This window comes from Acidobacteriota bacterium (assembly GCA_029861955.1).
Classification (GTDB): domain Bacteria; phylum Acidobacteriota; class Polarisedimenticolia; order Polarisedimenticolales; family Polarisedimenticolaceae; genus JAOTYK01.
The window spans coordinates 198,810-217,476 of sequence record JAOTYK010000001.1; the positions used below are offsets into that span (position 1 = coordinate 198,810).

Here is an 18,667-nt window from a genome sequence, read left to right on the forward strand (position 1 = left end):
AGGCCTGTAGAAAAGCTTGCTCTAGAAGCACGCGCATGGGTCCCTGGCATGCCGGGCACTCGAGCACATCTGACGTGATCCACGAAACATGATCCAGTGTTCGGGGATCGTGTCATGTGCACGACGGTCAATGCATGCGGGGACACGCCACTTCGTTGACGTCTTCTCGGTGAGACATCCGTCGAGCGGATCGGTGAGGTTCCGTCCGATCTGCATCATCCACGGCTCAGCTGGACCGGGCGTGATTCCAGCGATGTCGACGCGACGTGTCGCGAGCTCGATCACGAAGAACACATAGAAGGTGACGAGTCCTCGTGGTCCCCAGACCTCGACGGTAAAGAAGTCGGCAGAGGCAAGCACGTTCCAGTGGGCCTTGAGAAATTGACTCCACGTCGTCCGTTTGCCGCGCTCCGGAGCGGGATCGATTCCGTTCTCTTTAAAGATGTTACTGATCGTGGTGCGTCCGACCCGATGACCAACGTTCTGGAGTGCGCCTTGAATGCGCGTGTACCCCCAGCGAGGATTCTCGTTGGCCATGCGGACGACCAGGTCGGCGATGATCTCCATGACCCGGGGCCGCCCGGGAGATCGGCGCGTATGGGTCCACTTCTGGGCGACAAGCTGCCGGTGCCAGCGAAGGATGGTGTCGGGAGTGACGAGCGACGCGACCTCGGTAAGCGCCCGTCGTCCGATTGCTTTGCCGCGCACCGCAAGGCGTCGCCGTTGATTGTCGGTCAATCGAAGTCGCCTACGACCGAGTTGTTGCTTGTTGACGCGGTTCTCTTCGCGGAGATAGTCGATGACCGCATCCTGTTGGCGTGTGATCCAACCGGCCATGGCGGCCACGAGGATCTGCCATGGATGGAGCGCCGTTGCCATCAGCGGATCGTAGCCAAATCGAGGACCGATCAACAGCTATCGACGTGACGGTGAGTGGGCTAGAATTCCAAGGATTCAGGTTCGGCTGAGTATTTGGATACTACGCCGTTGTCGGCGAAGGCAACGATCCCCCCAAAGTCGGTCCGTTAGCAATGTCCAGTTGCTAGGTTCCGCGAGACTCCCATCTCGGGTACTCACGGAGAGCCAAAGAGCAAACCAGCGTCACGATCCGGCCAGAGAACTCACCGCCAGCTGTGTACCGCTACACGCACCTAATTTTATGGCAGTGGGATGACCCTGAGATCGTCCCACAATTTCTCGCCGTTGTGGAATGACCAGACCCCCACCGTGCCGGAGGTCAATCTCGAGCCTGAGGCATCAACACAATCCGCCTGCCAAGCCGCCGGCTCAGTATCCAACTCTGGCCAGATCTTCGCACGAATCTCAGTTTGGCTGCCGACATCCTGCACCTGTACCTTGAATTTGTACCACTGATTCGGCGCTGGGATGACCCCTGTATCCACGTCTCCTGTCACGCTGGTCCCTAACGGACTAATCGTAAACGAATTCGAGAAGTATCGGCGCAACCGGTAATAGGCGGCGTTGCCCCCGAATTGACTAAAGAATGTGATGCCTATGCCACCCTGCGCTGACGTAATTCGCATTCGGCCTGTGTACTCGTAGCCCGTCGGATTCGGTAATATTCCCGTATAGTGCGAATGTATGTTGGTCTCGGTCGAGGTGGTGCGAAATGCTTTATTCGCCCCGCCCTGATCAACCACATCATAGCCATCAGCTACTGACAGGCTGTTGCCACTGGCGGTATCTTGCCAGTCCGCTGGATCGTCGCCTGAATTATAGCTCTCGAAATTCTCCACGTACTCGGCGGCCGGATCGAAGAATGTCGCGGTGAGGTTCCTATCAGCAGTCATTACGACAATAAGAGGATTATCGGAGCTCCCGATGTCGCCAGACCAGCCACTAAACTGCCAGCCCGCGGTCGGCGTAGCCGACAATTCGACTACATCGTTAAGCGTGTATTGGAGCAGATCCGGGTCTTTTACGACCGACCCAGATCCGACGATCGACACATCGAGTTCGAAATCCGTAGGCGGCGGCCCTAGCGGCTCAATCGTAATGTCGTCGAAGGACTTGCTGCCATCATGGAACGACCAGACGCCGACGGCCCCCGACGTGAATCGACCGGGGCTATTATCAAAGGCATCTACCTGCCAACCGGTCGGCATCGTGCCACCATCGGGCCACACCTTGGCTTGAATGTTGGTCTGTGATCCCGCGTCTTCGACCTCCACGATGAAGCGATACCATTGATTTGCCAGCGGAACGACGCCGGTGTCGACAACGCCTCCAGAAATTACCGTGCCCACCGGGCTAATGTGGAACGTATTGGAGAAATACCGACGCAATCGATAGTAGCCCACGGCACTTGGAAACTGACTAAAGAACGTGATGCCGATACCGCCATCACTATCCGACATTCTCATCCGCCCCGAATATCTATACCCCTCTGGTGGTGGAGCGAGGCTCGTTAAATGGGAATGGATATTCGTAGCAGTGGAATTAGTATTGAGATACTCATTGCCTCCATCACTGCCAACTGCAAAAAGGCCAGCGCTTTCTGCCAGCGAGTTCCCAGCGCCCGTATCAAACCACCCAATTGGATTCTGCCCCGCCGCATACGATTCGAAATCCTCAACTACACCGTTGAACTCCACAAATGTCGCGGCCAAATTAAGATCGCCCGAAACGACAATATCGAGTGGATTGTCTAAACTCGTTATGTCATCCGTCCAGCCGTCAAATACCCATCCTGGATCCGCCGTTGCAGTTGCGGTCACCATGGTACCTAAATCATACAGGGCCATATCAGGAATCAAGGCAACCGAACCCTGACCGAAGACCGTCAAGCTGATCGGATGTTGCGTGGTCAACTCGAAATTCGCCGTGACATTGACCGATGGTGGGTTGGCAATCACCGTAAGGGGGTCATCAGTGGAAGCCAGATCTCCCGACCAACTCGTGAAGCGCCACCCGGGGTCGGCGAATGCATCCAATTGAACGCTCGCCCCTTCTACATACAGTGGCAGATCCGGAGATTTCTGCACCGCCCCGTTCCCGGATACGGAGATGTTGACTGGGACGCTGGGTGCAGTTGCTTGCAGGCTGTGAACAGCCAACTCGTCAAAATGCTTTGCGCCGCTGGTGAAAGACCACACTCCAATGGTACCGCTGGTAAAGCGTCCGGAGCTAGCGTCGACAGCGTCAATTTGCCAACCAGTGGGCTCCGGGTCACCGTCGGGCCACACGTTCGCCCGAATTTCAGTTTGAGTGCCCGTGTCTTCGACACGAATCAGGAATCGATACCAGACATTCGGGGAGGGTATGACATTCGTGGTCTTGGTTCCGCTGGTTATTGTGGCGCCGCCATCAGCAGTGAGGTGGAACGGCTCTGACAAGAAGCGCCGGAGTCTGTAGTACGACATTGAATTAGGGTACTGACTGTGAAACGTGACGCCGACACCACCATTTGAACTGGTGATTCTCATCCTCCCCGTGTATTGATAGTCGCTACCAAAATCCGTGGAAAGATGAGAGTGAATATTAGTCGCCGTTGAATTCGTCGCAAAATATGTCCCGTCGGCGTCGACTTCCGTAGCAAACAGAGAATCGTCTAACTGCAAACTGCTATTTGCGGCCGTATCTGACCACGCGGTCGGGTTTTCATCTGCGCCAAAGCCATTGAAGTCTTCTGTATAGAGGCCCGGTTTGAAACTAAAGTTTCCAATGATCGTCGAATCAACCAGGGGCGTGAACGTTAGCGGATTATTTGCACCGCCGGCGTCTCCGCTCCAGCCGGTGAAATTCCATCCAGTGTAGGGCGCTGCCACAACCTCGATTGACTCGCCACACTCGATCCCGGTGGTCAGTTGAGCATCCGCCAGAGCGCGGCCAACATCCAGAGCTTCTGTAGAGCCGCCGGTAAACGCATATATATAGCCCGTGAAAACTGGCGTAGGATTTAAGAACGGATAGTTTTGATACTCGATGCCGCGCCTTGATGACGGGCTCAGCAACAACTTGATGACGTGGGTATCTTGAACCGGCATAACTCGACCCAAGCCGCGTCCATTATTGGGATTATACACCGCAGTTATGAAGTGCCCGTTATAGTTCAAAGGCCCGCCATCGGCCGGATCGTTTATACCATCCGGTGCGTATCGACTGTAAAATACGCCGGGAGACTCATTATGCGTAATGTAGCCGCGCGGCGCCTGGTCACCACCATGAGCGATGTGGGTTCCATTTGTTACCCCGCCAGGCTCCAACAAGTCAGCGATATTGATAGCGTATTGAAAATCAATAAAATCGACTTGCAGATGCATCGCATTGGGAAAGATGGAGATGTCTCGGATAATCTTTTTCGATGAGTCTACTGCCTGCGCGCCCGAATTCCACCGTTGCCAGGTCATTCTTACCGTCTTGCGATCTTCTCCGTCGTATATCAGCATGGCACTTAAGATGCGCTCTATGCCCGCACCGGCGCCGAGATATTGGAACGTGCCTGACGGATTCAGTTGGTCTTGCGCGACGCTTTTGATAATCCAGGATTTGATTGGGAATTCTCGCTTCCCACTCGCTTGGGTGGTCCCCCGATATTCAACCTTTATCTCGCTATTTTCCAATCGTACAAAGCTCAGGTCGCTTGCAATATTTATGTTCAGTTGCGCATCATTAGCGTCCTGATTAATCAATACGCTGCCGCCGCCATTGGGAGTGGTGGTAACAAGGCACTCCTGAGCCGAGACCGTGCTGATCTGCCCGATTAGAAAAATTGCAGTAAGCGCCGCAGCCAGCCTGACCAATAGGATATTCACGTGTCTTTGCCTCGTTGCCTTGCTGTATTTTCCCGTAACCCGGTATGACAGCTGATGAAGAGTTTATTCCTTGCGGCGGGCTTAAACATTTGAGAAAGCCCGTTAGTGTTCATTCAGGATCATGTGGCTGGGTACCATGTTCAGTTCCCTTGATCCTGAAAGGTTATCTCAGCTAAGTGTAGTAGCGAATATACGAAAAGCTCGATTATTTGGCAGCAAGAGATATTCCTGAAATTCCTCTCGGCTTTAGAATCGCCAGCAATCGTGAGTTTAGGCCCATTTCGCGCCAGTCTCCCTACCCGAAATAATACGCGCTATAGCTGATGAAATGGTTTGAGTAACTCGTTCCTTCTTGGCGGCGTCGATGTGACGCCAAAGGAGGACCGATGACCGCGCATAGACAGGACGAGGTACGAGAGGAAGGCGCTTCGGAGACGGCTCGAGGGCCGGCTCCGACGCGCGGCAGTTTCACCCCCCCCAGCAAGTGATTGTCAGCGGAAAGTTCGCTGGCCGCAAATCGTTTACACACAGCACTAAATGGTAAAGTGTTGGTAACACAGGCTCCAGGAAGAGACTGGTCGATTCCAGTTGTTACAGGACTAAACCGGATATGAATCTGATTTTCCAACAGTTGAGAAATATAACGGAGAATGCGGCTTGTTCTTCTTAGACGCAGAGCCCGCGCAGACCGTGACCGTAGATCACGCCGGTGATCCACATCGGCGTGTCGGTGGAGGTGTGGGTGCTGAACACCGACGCCGCCGGAAGTGGCATTTGGGTCTCGGCTATCGTGGAATACCCGGAAAAGGCCGTAATTTAGCAATCTTGACGGCCGATTTTGCGCCGGTGGTCTCAGATTGACTCCCGGTATTTGGCTCGTATATCAATAGTGATTCACATTGATCGAAAATTGCCATACATGTCCATCGTGACGGTTCCGAGCGGGTCGGACCTCACGTTCGTACCTTGCAGCAGGAAGACTCGATGAAGCGCATCCCTCTCGTCCTCTCGTGTCTCGTCATGACGCTCGCGATTGCCCCCGCAATGGCCCAGGTCGGTCTACCGAACGACGTGGGCAAGTGCGTTAGCAACGACGCGGTCTGCAACGACGACTCGGACTGTCCGAACGCCGACACCTGCGACTTATTCGGCATCTCGGAGATGCCGCTTCCGCTTCGCTCGCCCTCCGCTCCCGTCATCATCGCCGTGCTCGATTCCGGATTCGATTGCGACCACCCGGGACTCCCCGCGGGCATCTGTTGGTCCGACCCGGGTGAGACGTGTGGCAACGGTGTCGACGACGATCTCGACTCCTACATCGACGAGGGTTGCGACGGCAACGGCGGTTGGGACTTTCTCGACGACGATAACGATCCGGACGAAGGCGACGCCTGCAACGGACACTCGCAGGTCGCGGCCGGCATCCTGGCGGCAGAGTCCAACGATTTCAGCGAGATTGCCGGCCTGATGCGCAACGGCGACGTCAAGTTGATGAACCTGCGCACCACGAACTGCGGCAACACCGGTACGCTGGCCGGACTCGCGGAAGCGATCGACTTCGCCCAGGCCAACGGTGCCGACCTGATTACGGGCTCCCTGTTGGTCTCCGCCGGATGGTCGGAAGATACCTGCTTCGACAACTTCAACGACGATGCCGAGTACGGGGACGACTCGCCGTGCCAGACTCTCTGCAACAGCATTGCATCGTTCGACGGCCTCTACGTCGGTGCCGCCGGAAACCTCATCAACGACTCCTCCAGCAGTCTCAACGTCACGCCTCGCTTCCCGCCGGAGTGCAATCACGACCGCAGCGGGGAAAAACCGGCGGACAACATGATCATCGTCGGGGGCTACCGCAACGACGGTGCCACGTTCAGTGACGATGTCAACTTGTCTAACTGGGGCAACGAGGTCGTCAACATCGCAAGCCGTTCCGAGGATGTTTGCGGCCTGTTCCGGTCGGCACCCGGCGGTAACCTGTTCGACCCGAACGGCTGGAGTTGCGGCGCGGACGGAACCAGTTGGGCCACGCCTTACGTGACCGCGACGGCCGCACATCTACTGCTCGAAGCGCGTGCCAACGCCACGCCGTTGACCACGGCGCAACTGCGTACCGCGACGTTGGCGCTCTCGTCCGCCGGTGGCTGGTCCACTGCTTGCGGCGGCGGTGCCTGTGTTGAAGGCGACCGCCGGCTGACCACGTTCCTGAGTGCGGATCCCGATTTTGCGGGACTGCAGCCGGTCTGCGGCGACAACACCCTGGACTTCGGCGAGACCTGCGACGACGGCAATCTGACGCCGGGTGACGGCTGCGACGCGATGTGCGCCATCGAGCCGCTCGCGCCACGTGCGTTCAGCGACGATTTCGATCGAGGCGCACTGGGTCCGGGTTGGTCTGTGGATTCGGGGATCTACACGATCGTCAACGACGTCCTGGTCCAGACAGTTACGCAGACCTTCACGAATTCCGTGCTGCGTTGGGTCGACGACACGGCGGTCGATGTCGATCAGTACGGAAAAATCCGGATGAACGACGTCAACGACAAGGGTTGGGGCTTCGCGTTCCGGATGAACGGCTCGCCGGGCCTGCACTACCAGGTCCATTCGGTCGTCAACTCCCCCGAATGGCGCTGGGAGACCTACAACCCGGGTTACGTGGTACGCAATGGAAGTTGTACCGGAGACACCGGGGCAGGTGACGGCGACTGGATCGGCGCGACGATCGAGGGCACCGGCGCATCGACGGTCGTGAGCGTCTGGCGCTGGGACGACGATCCCGATGCGGGCGGGCCGGTCGATATCGACGGAAACTGGGGTGCCCCGGACTGTACGATGGCGGTCGCCCCGGCGATAGCCGTGGATACGGGAAACCACGTTGGACTGCGCACCTACACCAGCAACTCGACGATCGGCTCGTCGGTCGACAACTGGTTCTCCGGGGATGTACCGCCTCTGGCAATCTGCGGCAACGGCATCGTCGAGGCGCCTGAAGCCTGCGACGACGGCATGCAAACCGACATGTGTGACGCGGACTGTACCTTGCCGACCTGCGGCGACGGAACGCTGAACACCCTGGCGGGAGAAGCCTGCGAAGTCGATGGCGACTGTCTTGCGGGCGAAATCTGCGACGGCGGCTGCGCGTGCATCCCGGCGCCGGTCTGTGGCAACGGGCTGATAGAGGCCCCGGAGACCTGCGACGACACCAACGCCACGCCCGGCGACGGCTGCGACGAGAATTGCATCCTCGAGGTCTGCGGCAACGGAGTGCTGCAGACGGGTGAAGAGTGTGACGACGGCAACTTGATGCCGGGCGACGGCTGTGACGCAATGTGCGTCATGGAACCGGAGATGCGTCGCGACTTCATGGACGACTTCAACCGTGCCACGTTGGGCCCGGACTGGTCGGCGGACTCCGGTAGCTACACCATCGTTTCCAATGCACTTGCCGAGAACGGGACGCAGACATTCAACAACGCGGTTGTTCGCTGGGATGCGGATTCCACATTGACCGTGAATCAGTACGGCAAGCTTCAGTTGACGGCACCCGAAAGCAAGGGCTGGGGTTTCGCTTTCAGACTCAACGCCACCCCGGGCTTGCACTACCAGGTGCACCTCGTCGGTGGATCCGACGAATGGCGCTGGGAGACCTACAACCCCGATTTCGTCATTCGTAACAGTGATTGTTCCGGCGACCAGGCCGCCGGCGACGGTGAATGGATCGGTGCCACCATCGAGGGAGCCGGCGTGCTTACGGTCATCAACGTTTGGCGCTGGGACAGCGACCCCGATGCAGGCGGCAGTGTGAACGTTAGTGGGAACTGGGGCGCGCCGGATTGCAGCATGAGTGGTGCGCCGCTCAGTGCCGTCGATACGGGGACCAGCATCGGTCTGCGCACTTATACCCGTTCATCGACGGCGCTATCGCGCGTCGACAGCTGGTCAGGTGGAGATCTTGCGCCGGCCTCGGTTTGTGGTGATGGCGTTGTCGAGGGAGTCGAAGCCTGTGACGACTTCGGAACCCAGACGGGCACCTGTGAGGCCGACTGCACGCTTCCGACCTGCGGCGATAACATCCTCAATACCCTTGCCGGTGAGGCCTGTGAGGTCGACGGCGATTGTCTCGCGAGCGAGGTCTGCGATGGTGGCTGTGCGTGCATCCCTGCACCGGTCTGCGGGAACGGGCTGGTCGACGCCGGCGAAGAGTGCGACGACACGAATACCGTCCCGGGCGACGGCTGCGATGAAAACTGCATCCTCGAAGTCTGCGGCAACGGCGTCGTTCAGATGGGTGAGGAGTGCGACGACGGCAACATGACACCGGGTGACGGCTGTGACGCCTCGTGTGTCATCGAGCCGTTCTCGCCAAAGGACTTCAGCGACTCGTTTGATCGAGCTACGCTCGGCTCCAACTGGATGGCGGACTTCGGTAGTTTCGCGATCATCGGCAACGAATTGGTCGATACGGCGATGTCGTTCTTCACCAACTCCGTACTGCGTTGGGGCAACGGCACGACGACGGACATCGATCAGTACGGCAAACTACAGCTCGTCAACCCTGTCGGAAAGGGTTGGGGCTTCTCCTTCCGGCTCAACGGCACACCGGGGCTGCACTACCAGGTTCATCTGGTTCTCGCCGAAAATGAGTGGCGTTGGGAGACCTACGACCCCGGCTATGTCAGTCGCAGCGACTCCTGTCTGGGGGATGAGACTGCGAGCAACGGCGACTGGATGGGAGCGACCGTCGAGGGCAGCGGTGCGTCGACTCTCGTTCGTGTCTGGCGCTGGAACCTGGACCCCGACATGGGTGGACCCGTGGACATCTCCAACAACTGGGGAGCCCCCGACTGCATCATGGCGGCGAATCCGACCGACGCGGTGGATGGTGGCAACAGTCTCGGCCTGCGAACGTACAACCGAAACTCGACCGCTGACTCGTTCGTCGACAACTGGGCCGGCGGCGACTGTGCCGGCGCATGCGGAGCCACGATCGCCGGAGATCCGCGTGTACTCGAGATCTTCAACGGCACCGGCGCCGGCATTTCGGGTTCTTTCATCGATCCGGACGGTCTCGCGTTTGACTCGGCGGGGAATGTCTTCGCTGCCGCGTGCGGGCTCGGACCCGATTCGGAGGGTGTGTTCATGCGGACGCCGGAGGGCGTGATCACCGAGGTGATCTCCGATCTCGGCGACAACATGGGCAACCCGCTCAGCTGCCCGGTGGGCATGCTGATGAGCCCCAGCGACACCCTTTCTACCGTCGGGTTCCTTAGCGACAACGCTTTCAGTCGCACGTCGGCAGGCGTGATCAACGAGATTATCGATTCGACCGGCGATGGCATGGGCAACGTGCTGGACGGTACGCTGGGGATCGCCATCGACTCCAACGGTTCGATCTACGTGACTGGACACTACTCGGACAACGTGTTCCGTGTTGAGACCGGCGGGACGGTGACCGAGATTATCGACAGCACCGGCGACGGACTCGGTAACGTATTGGACGCTCCGTTCGGCGTTGCGGTCGACTCGGCCGACAACGTCTACGTCACCGGCTTCGGAAGCGACAACATCTTCCAGATTGCGCCCGGCGGCGTGATTACGGAGATCCTGGATTCCACCGGCGGCGGTGTCGCCTCTCTGCTTGCACCTCACGCACTCGCGGTGGGTCCCGACGACTCGCTGTACATCGCCGGCAACTCCAGTGACAACGTTCTCCGTCGCTTCCCGAACGGGACCGTCCGCGTGATCCTCGACAGTTCCGGTGCGGGCCCCGGCCAACCGTTGGACAATCCGACGGGCATCGACGTCGCTTCGAACGGCAAGGTCTACGTCGCCGCGTTCAATTCCGAGAACGTCTTCGAGATCACGCCGGGTGGCGGCGTGACGGAATTGATCGACTCCAACGGCGACGGGATCACCCAGTTCAACGAGGCTTCGGACTTCTGTGTGCTGGTCAATTCGGCGACGTCGACGTTGTATGTCGCAAACACCGGTCCGGAGACGGTTTATCGCGTGCTGCTGACCTGCGGCGACGGAGTCGTGGAGCCGGGGCTCGAAACCTGCGACGACGCCGGCGCGTCGGCCACCTGCGACGACGACTGTACGCTACCGCTTTGCGGCGACGGCAACGTCAATGCCGCGTTCGGAGAGCAGTGCGAAGTCGACGTGGACTGTGGCGGTGGGATGACGTGTAGCGGGTGTACCTGCTCGTAGTTGCGGACAGGTTCCCGTGAGTTGCTGGAGGCAAACGACGAGTCCGGCAAGTTGTTGTCGGATCGTGATCGACCGGATCTACTTGTCACGGATTCCGGGCCAATATTGTCGGCGCCCGGCGGTTTCTGGTGTCCGCCGCCGAGGACATCATCCTCAACAAACTCGAATGGTATTGACCCGCCACCGATGATCGTACCAGTCTCTAAGTTACAGCAAGCCCCGTTTCCCGATGAAGGAGCGAAGCGAGTTCAACGGGAAACGGTCGCGCCGCCTCGGGTGCCGGCGGTCGGTATCCCAGCGAGCTATGCGGCCTGATCGTGTTGTACTCCCGTCGCCAGTTCCCGATGATCACCTGCGCCTCCCGCAGCGTGTAGAAGATCTCTCCGTTGAGGCATTCGTCGCGTAGTTTGCCGTTGAAAGATTCCACGTAGCCGTTCTCCCAGGGCGATCCCGGTGTGATGAAGAGCGTGTCGACCTCGACGCGCTCGAGCCAACGACGGATCTTGATCGCTGCGAATTCGGGACCGTTGTCCGAGCGAATGTACTCCGGTGCACCGTGCTCGACAAACAGATCCGCCAGCACCTGGAGGACGTCGATCGATCTCATCCGTCTTGCGACGACGATCGCCAGGCATTCTCGCGTGTACTCGTCTACCACCGTCAGCATCTTCAGCGGACGGCCGTCGTGGGTCCGGTCGGCGACGAAGTCGTAGGCCCAGACGTGATTGCGATGCTCCGGGCGACGCCTGATGCATGAGCCGTCGTTGAGCCACAGTCGGCTCCGTTTCGGCTGTTTCTTCGGCACCTTCAGCCCTTCTCGCCGCCACAGCCGCTCGATCCGCTTGTGATTGACCTGCCAGCCGCACCAGCGCAGTAGGCCGGTGACGCGACGGTAGCCGTAGCGGCCGTATCGCGTGGCCAGCTCGGTCATGTGAGTCACCAGGCGATCCTCATACGCCGACGGCTGCTCACGATGCCGCTGAGTCGACCTGGGCTGCCCCAGGACTCGACATGCCCGACGCTCCGACACTTCGAGCACGCTTCGTACGTGCTCGACGGCCTTCCTGCGACGCGTCGGGCTCAGAAGTTTCCCTTCGATACCTCTTTGAGGATCGAATTGTCCAGAGATAGGTCGGCGACCAATTTCTTCAATCGACCGTTCTCTTGCTCCAACAGCTTTAGGCGCTTCGCTTGATCGACGCGCAGGCCTCCGTACTCCTTGCGCCAGCGATAGTAGGTCTGGCCAGTAATACCGAGCTTCTTGCAGACCTGAGCTGTTGTCTGGCCCTTGGCCAATTCGACTTCGGCCTCGCGAAGCTTCGGGATGATCTGCTCCGCCGTGTAGCGCTTCCGTGCCATGCCAATTCCCCTTTCTCCGTCCACAATAAGCTACAAAGTGTAACCCTCACTGTGGATCGGGCGATTGGGGCTAGGTCAATCCGGCACCGGCGACAGCGAAATTTGCCATGAGGATGAGAAGCCAGCCAAGACAGGGGATTCGATTCACGATGCTGCTCCGTGCGACAGCGGTGCCTCCGTTGTACGCCGATCCGGGGGGCGGGGCAAGGGCTGCAGGGATTCCAGCTCTTAGGCTCCCGGTTTGACCAGCATCGATTTTGCCAGGCTTGCGTGCAAATGGCCTATACCCCGGGCGAGGTGCATGAGCGCCAGCAACATCGACGCGCCTCCCAACCAGAACAGAGGGAAACTCCAGAACGGTAGGTAGTAGTGTTTGTCGAAAACCTGAATGATCGGATAGTCGACAAATAGCTGTACGAAGGGTGCCACGATGAACGAAAGGGTCAAGCTCAGAGCCACGGTTGCGATCGTGAAGTAGATGATTCCCAGCGGCAGACACAGCAGCATATAGAAAATGGTCAACCAGGTTCTCTGGTCCGTAAGCCAGAACTTGAGACGGTCCCACAACCTGCCCTGAGGCATGACCACTTGTGGGCGCCGAGGCATCCGTTCCCCCAGCAGTGTCTCGATAATTCGGCACTCGACCAATGCCACTGCCCGAACGGTCGAGATGAAAAACAGGAAGAACACGACGCCGAAGATCAAGACCGCAAGCCCGGCGGAAAGCGATAGTCCAGTCACGGCCCAGGTGAAGTAGATAACCCCCAGTGGCAGCGAGAAGAACATGTAGAAGAGTGCGCCGTAAGAGCGCGGATCGGCGAACACCCCGAAGATGCGTCCGGTCAGACTGCGTGCAGGAGGGGATTCAGGAGGGGCCAGCGCCGCAGCAACCCGGGCCTCGGTCGTCCGGTAGTTGTCGACGACCTCAGAAGGTTGTCCGAAACGATTGATTAATCGACTGACCAATTCACTTTCGTCTTCGGCGTTACCGCCGTCGGCCGCCAGCGTCGCACGTTCCCCCGCAAGGAACTCCTGCGCGTCGTAGATTGCGTCCTGTGCCATGGCCGGGTCGCTTCCTGCGAAGGCGGAGGACAGTCGCTCGAAATACTGGCCAACGGTCGAGATTTGTTCAGACATCTTCCCTCTCCTCGTCTTGACTACCGTTGCCAGCGACTCCGGACAGCACGCGCTCGACAAAGTCGCGAGTGTTTCCCCAGACGTTGATCCAGATTGCGAGCATGTTGTGACCCTCGACCGTCACGGAGTAGTAACGGCGTGGCGGAGCCGAGGTCGATGGTTCCACGTTGCTCCGAAGAAGGCCGTTGGCTTCCATGGCTCGGAGCACCGGGTACAGCGCCCCCTGCTTCATCGGCAACTGCCCCTCGGCCTGCGCTTCCAGCAACTTGGCGATCTGGTAGCCATAGAGCGGCTCGGTCGAGGCGTCCATCAGACTAAGAACCACCAGGGAGACCGTTCCCGAGTTCAGCTCTTTCTGGAACTTCCTGACAATCGCATTTTCTTCCACGATCACCACTCCCGGTTAGGGGTGCCCGACAGAGCTACCCAATTTCGAAATGAAGTATACTACTAACTTAGTAATAGTCAATAGAAAAACTACTTCTCATTTAGTAGCAATATTTTGGTTGATCTATCGGGGCTTCTCTCGCGCTATTGCCGAAATGAGGCGTGTGGACGGATCTGGGGTGAATGGCTTGTTCTACCCCGAGACCGGGTGCCGCGTGATTGTGCCTGGATCAACAAGATGATCGCGGGAGCTATGTAAGTTTGGCCTTATTGTAACGCTGGCAAGTGTCTAGAACCCCCGGGACGATTCGCAGTGGGATTTTGAATGAACATTCGTTGTCCAAGTTGCAGCGATCACTCAACCCTGACTCCAGACCTAGTCGTATGTCGCCAGTGCGGAAGACAATTTCGGGACGCTTCAGGCATGTTTGATTTTGTCGATTCCGCTGATCGAGCTGAAGAAAAAGGTTTCTACGATCAAGCTTATGTAGGACGACGACAGGAGAGCTGCGCAAAACAGACAGTCGAGAGCGTGTTGCCAATTTGGGATCTGCCGGACCGCCCGGAAAATAGAATTGTGCTTGAACAACTCGGCGATTTGTCCGGTAAGAAAGTACTGTTGCTCGGCAATGGTGAGTCGCTAAAGGAGTTGCTGTTTCTGACGATGGATCCAGCGCACCTCGTTTATTCGGATCTTTCTACTCATGCATTGATGAATATATGTGATCGCTTCGAATTGGATCAGTTTCAGAATCAGCTCACCTTCGCCGCGATCGACGCTCACGACATACCCTTCTCAAGCAACACATTTGACGTGATCTACGGGTTCGCAATGGTTCATCATCTACCGGATCTGGACCGATTCCTGGTTTCAGTCAATCGAGCCCTCAAACCAGGTGGTTACACCGTGTTTATGGACGATGCCTATGCGCCGATCTGGCACTACTCGAAACAGACTTGGTTGAAGCCACTTATGAAATTGAGCCATAAGAAGACCGGGATTTCCCCCGAAGACTACCGATTTTCAATGTCGGGTGGCTTTAGGGAAGTCGACTTGGGAAAAAAAATACGGCGAGCCGGGGGCGAGCCCTGGTTCGTTCGCGCGGCATTCTTTAACTACCTGTTTTATCGAGGCGCCGAAAAGTTGTTGCCGCAGCGGTTGAACAGAATGCTCAGAAAAGAGACGATCTCGAAAGCGGTACGTGTCTTGGATAGGTGGTTATGCAAACTACCTCTGCTAAGAAGAAACCAGATTCGTCTGATTTGGGGATTCACGAAGCGTCCCTAACGCTGAATCGCCCCGGCAATCGCCATATCTCTACGAGACTGCAAGAACACCACCACCCGCATGTTCTCCCGATCCCAATCTGACTGCATCTCGATCGTGTGCACCACCGTCGCCATCCCATCCTCACTCCGCACCAACCCGATCCGCTGAATCCTCCGCGCCACGCCGTCGTTCATCAACACCCGCCCGGCATTCTCACCCCGCGAGACTTCGACCTCGATCCCATCCTCGATAAGCGCCAACATCACGTCGTAACGCACGTTGTGCTTGGTCTTCGGCAGATAAGAGATCTCGACCGTCAGCTCCAACCCATCAAGGGTTAGATCCAACTTCGCACGCGGACGCTTCGCCGCCTCGCGAATGGCCTGGATCGCTTGCACGCGGTCATGCCCGACGAACGCGACTTTCCCATCCACGATCATCTGTGGCGTGTAGGCGTTGAACCGGCTGGCCGCACGCCCATAGGCACGCTGACGCTCGCTAAAACGGGAGTCGGAAAACGGATCGACCCAGCCCAGGCTGTTCCAGTAGTCGACATGTTCGCTGATGCCGATGACGTCGATGTCGTCCAACAGATCACCGGCGACCAGCTGACTCAACAGCTTGTCCGCCGGCGGGCAACTGGAGCAACCCTGACTGGTGAACAGCTCCACCACGACGACGGGTCGATCGGCCGACTCCCCAAACGCAGAAGAGACCACCAGAACCAACAGCCACAAAACAGATCGACCGTTCACCAGGACTCCAGACGCACCAGGGCGCTCGTAGTCGTGAACGACTCTTAATCCCGATCTATTCCGGAACCGATCAGCTACGAATCTTGATCGACTCGATCTTGATGTCCGGCGACGGCTTGTCGCCGTGACCGGTGGGGCTCTTGGCGATCTTCATGACCACATCCATCCCGTCGCTGATCTCACCGAACACGGTGTGCTTGCCGTCGAGCCACGGTGTGGCCACCTCGGTCAGGAAGAACTGGGAGCCGTTGGTGCCGGGTCCCGCGTTGGCCATCGAGAGGATGCCGGGTTTGTCGTGCTTGAGATCGGGAACAATCTCGTCGGCGAAGTTGTAGCCCGGGCCGCCGGTTCCGTTTCCGAGCGGGTCGCCGCCCTGGATCATGAACTCGGAGATGACGCGGTGGAAGATCGTGCCGTCGTAGAGCGGCTTCTTCACCTTCTCGCCGTTGGGCGCGGTCCACTCGACGTCGCCGCGGGCCAGGCCGACGAAGTTGCCGACGGTCTGGGGGCACTGGCTGGCAAACAGCTTGGCCGTAAATTTTCCGTGGGTGGTGGTGAAGTCGGCGAAGACTTCTTTTTTGTCGTCAAACGTCGGGATATCAGCGGGTAACGGACTCACCTCAGACTCCTCTAATAGGTTTCGGTCGTCGTTTTCTCCCGTTCATGCTGGCTGTTGTTTCGATCGCTGTCAAGCTGCCGAAGGTGGCGTTTCAGGGAGGCGATATCCCGCTCGATCTTCGCGACGGTCGGGTCGTCGCCGCTCTCTCGGGCGTCAACCAGCGCCCCCTGGAGATGCTTCAGTTCCGACTCCAGGGCCATGGATTGTTCCCTGATTTCCAGGGATCTCTGGAGTCGTTGTGCGTCGTGGCGGAGCTTCATCTGCTCGATCTCCGCCTGTTGTTCCATCTCTCGGATCCGAAGGGCATCCAGGGACTGGCGCTCCAGGTCCAGCTCCGATTCGCGGAGTTCCCGTTCCAGTTGCCGGGCCCGCTCCTGATCTTCGTTGATGTGGGCCTGTTCCAGTTCCAGGGATAACTGCCGGACGTGATCGGACATCTGGCCGCGACGTTGCTCGTGCTCCAGTTCCATCTTCTGGATCCGTACACGATTATCCGCCTCGTGCTGGAGCATGGCGATCTCGCGAGCCAGCATTTCCGCGTGCTCGGCCTCGCCCTCTTCCGTCAGGCGATGCTGATCGGAGCGGAGTCGATCCAACTCGTAACGGATCTCGGACTCGTGGTACTGGGCCCGGATTTGCTCCTGCTTCTGTTGGAGTTCTCGCACCTGTCGTTCCAGCGCCAGCTGCTGTTGGTGGAGTTCCTTCAGCTGGATCATCTGGTCCTTACGGACCTTCTCGTCGTCGTCGCCAAGATCGGCCCACGTGGGTAACACCAGAAGGAGTGACGCGAGCACCAATACAGGAAGCAGCCAGTGGACACGTTGGGAACGATCGGCGGGTTTGAGGATCATCGTCAGTCTCTCCTTGATCTGTCCCGTCCCGCTGGCGCCGGTGGCCAACGAGGGAAGACGGGCAGGTGGGGTGTTGAGAAATTGCAGCGTCTTGATCAGGGCGTCGGCATACGGACGTCGAGTCTGCGGGAGGCGGGCCAGGACCCAGGCATCGCAGGCCTGTTCCTCCGCCTGTCGTAGCTGTCGACGGAACAGCGCGGTCAACGGGTTCCACCAACAAAGCACGACGATCAGGATCTCCAGGGGGCGGCCCCAGGGATCTCGACGTGCGTAATGGGCCAGCTCGTGCAACAGGATCGCGTCACACTCGTCGTCGCTGAGGCTGGCAAGCAGCATCTGCGGTAGATAGAGACGGACCCCGGCGGGGCTCCACCAGAGGAAGGGCGAGACGACGGCGTCCAGGACGAAGACCGGCGGTGTTCGCTTGAGGCCGACCCGTCGGCCGAGCCGGGTGACGCGCTCTTGCAATGCGGATGAGGCGGGTCGTGCCTTTCGCAGCATGTGGACGCAGCCGACGATCCGAACGGCGAAGTAGGCCGCCACCAGCGCCGAGGTCGCAAGCCAGAATTGCATCAGTCGTTGGGTCCAGGAGAAGGGGGCCGGTGCCGGCGAAGCCTCGATCGTCGGAGCTCGATCCAGCGGGGTGGCGATCATCGCAACCTGTTCGACCACCGGCTCTGTCGTCCAGCGGGGGAGGGTCGGCAGTTCCCACAGCGGCGGCGCGATCAACTTGACCAGCACCAACCACCAGAGAAGATGCATCGCCGCCGGTCGGATCTGCAGACGACGTCCCGACCACAACAGCAGGCCCATCACCCCGGCGATCACGCCGTTGAACAGAGCGATCCACAACAGTGTGTTCATGGAACCTCCTCCTCGGCCCGGGACAACTCCTCGACGAGTTGTTGGAGGGACGCCAGCTCGTCCGACGAGAGACGGCGGTCCGTGACCAGTTGAGTGAGGAGGGGGGAGATGGAGCCATCGCAGAGCTGCTCGGCGGTCTCTCGAAGACGTTGTCCGATCAACGCCCGTCGATCGACGATGGCCTCGAAGCGATGGGTCCGACCGCTCTTCTCGCGACGGACGAACGCCTTGCCTTCCAGTCGTTCCAGCAGCTTCTGAATCGTCGCGTAGTGGCTGACACCGCCACCGGGGTAGAGCCGATCGGTCAGCTGGCGGATGGTCGAGACGCCGTCAGACCAGAGACTCTTGAGGATCGCCAGTTCGGCGTCGGTGGCCCGTGGATGATGGCTCATCAAACACTCCCATATCAGACAAGGTGTCTGAGAGTGTAAGACGAGCTG

At 58.6% G+C, this 18,667-nt stretch carries 11 protein-coding genes; 2 read left to right on the forward strand and 9 right to left on the reverse strand.

Going from position 1 to position 18,667, the window contains the following annotated elements; translation table 11 throughout:
• Nucleotides 1-21 precede the first annotated feature (21 nt).
• Together OES25_00815 and OES25_00820 are read right to left on the reverse strand one after the other, a co-directional pair.
• On the reverse strand, nt 22-879 hold the full coding sequence (locus OES25_00815) for a hypothetical protein (GenBank protein MDH3626180.1): 858 nt from the start codon (nt 877-879) through the stop codon (nt 22-24).
• Between the two features lie 278 nt (nt 880-1,157).
• Nucleotides 1,158-4,775, reverse strand: a complete 3,618-nt coding sequence (locus OES25_00820; protein ID MDH3626181.1) for a hypothetical protein — start codon at nt 4,773-4,775, stop codon at nt 1,158-1,160.
• Nucleotides 4,776-5,759: 984 nt separating this feature from the next.
• On the opposite strand from OES25_00820, the gene OES25_00825 reads away from it, so the two are divergent.
• Nucleotides 5,760-10,985, forward strand: coding sequence for a S8 family serine peptidase (locus OES25_00825; GenBank protein MDH3626182.1), 5,226 nt, complete (start codon nt 5,760-5,762; stop codon nt 10,983-10,985).
• A gap of 202 nt (nt 10,986-11,187) precedes the next feature.
• Here OES25_00825 and OES25_00830 read toward each other — a convergent pair.
• From OES25_00830 to OES25_00840, 3 genes are all read right to left on the reverse strand, one after another.
• Nucleotides 11,188-12,344 (reverse strand): IS3 family transposase gene (locus tag OES25_00830; protein ID MDH3626183.1). Its coding sequence is split into 2 segments (ribosomal slippage): nt 11,188-12,080 and nt 12,080-12,344, totalling 1,158 coding nucleotides; the frame shifts between segments, so codons are not numbered across the junction.
• Between the two features lie 228 nt (nt 12,345-12,572).
• Complete coding sequence (locus OES25_00835; GenBank protein MDH3626184.1) at nt 12,573-13,481, reverse strand: sensor domain-containing protein; 909 nt, start codon at nt 13,479-13,481, stop codon at nt 12,573-12,575.
• A complete protein-coding gene (locus OES25_00840) occupies nt 13,474-13,872 on the reverse strand; it encodes a PadR family transcriptional regulator (protein MDH3626185.1) in 399 nt (132 codons plus the stop codon). Before OES25_00840 ends, OES25_00835 begins: the two co-directional genes overlap by 8 nt.
• Nucleotides 13,873-14,292: 420 nt before the next feature.
• On the opposite strand from OES25_00840, the gene OES25_00845 reads away from it, so the two are divergent.
• Nucleotides 14,293-15,156 (forward strand): class I SAM-dependent methyltransferase, encoded by an 864-nt coding sequence (locus tag OES25_00845; protein ID MDH3626186.1) that lies wholly within the window; start codon nt 14,293-14,295, stop codon nt 15,154-15,156.
• Here the strand turns inward: OES25_00845 and OES25_00850 are convergent.
• From OES25_00850 to OES25_00865, 4 genes are all read right to left on the reverse strand, one after another.
• Nucleotides 15,153-15,893 carry a DUF1223 domain-containing protein gene (locus OES25_00850; GenBank protein ID MDH3626187.1) on the reverse strand — a complete coding sequence of 247 codons (741 nt, stop codon included), beginning with the start codon at nt 15,891-15,893 and terminating at the stop codon, nt 15,153-15,155. The two genes, OES25_00845 and OES25_00850, sit on opposite strands and share 4 nt — an antisense overlap.
• A gap of 70 nt (nt 15,894-15,963) precedes the next feature.
• Nucleotides 15,964-16,512 carry a peptidylprolyl isomerase gene (locus tag OES25_00855; GenBank protein ID MDH3626188.1) on the reverse strand — a complete coding sequence of 183 codons (549 nt, stop codon included), beginning with the start codon at nt 16,510-16,512 and terminating at the stop codon, nt 15,964-15,966.
• Between the two features lie 11 nt (nt 16,513-16,523).
• A complete protein-coding gene (locus OES25_00860; GenBank protein MDH3626189.1) occupies nt 16,524-18,227 on the reverse strand; it encodes a hypothetical protein in 1,704 nt (567 codons plus the stop codon).
• Complete coding sequence (locus tag OES25_00865; protein MDH3626190.1) at nt 18,224-18,619, reverse strand: BlaI/MecI/CopY family transcriptional regulator; 396 nt, start codon at nt 18,617-18,619, stop codon at nt 18,224-18,226. Before OES25_00865 ends, OES25_00860 begins: the two co-directional genes overlap by 4 nt.
• Between the last annotated feature and the right edge of the window lie 48 nt (nt 18,620-18,667).

What these genes read in the sequence shown, in the direction of transcription:
- OES25_00815 (MDH3626180.1), bottom strand. Translation starts at nt 879, where the DNA reads ATGGCAACGGCGCTCCATCCATGGCAGATCCTCGTGGCCGCCATGGCC.
- OES25_00825 (MDH3626182.1), top strand. Translation starts at nt 5,760, where the DNA reads ATGAAGCGCATCCCTCTCGTCCTCTCGTGTCTCGTCATGACGCTCGCG.
- OES25_00835 (MDH3626184.1), bottom strand. Translation starts at nt 13,481, where the DNA reads ATGTCTGAACAAATCTCGACCGTTGGCCAGTATTTCGAGCGACTGTCC.
- OES25_00845 (MDH3626186.1), top strand. Translation starts at nt 14,293, where the DNA reads ATGTTTGATTTTGTCGATTCCGCTGATCGAGCTGAAGAAAAAGGTTTC.
- OES25_00860 (MDH3626189.1), bottom strand. Translation starts at nt 18,227, where the DNA reads ATGAACACACTGTTGTGGATCGCTCTGTTCAACGGCGTGATCGCCGGG.
- OES25_00865 (MDH3626190.1), bottom strand. Translation starts at nt 18,619, where the DNA reads ATGAGCCATCATCCACGGGCCACCGACGCCGAACTGGCGATCCTCAAG.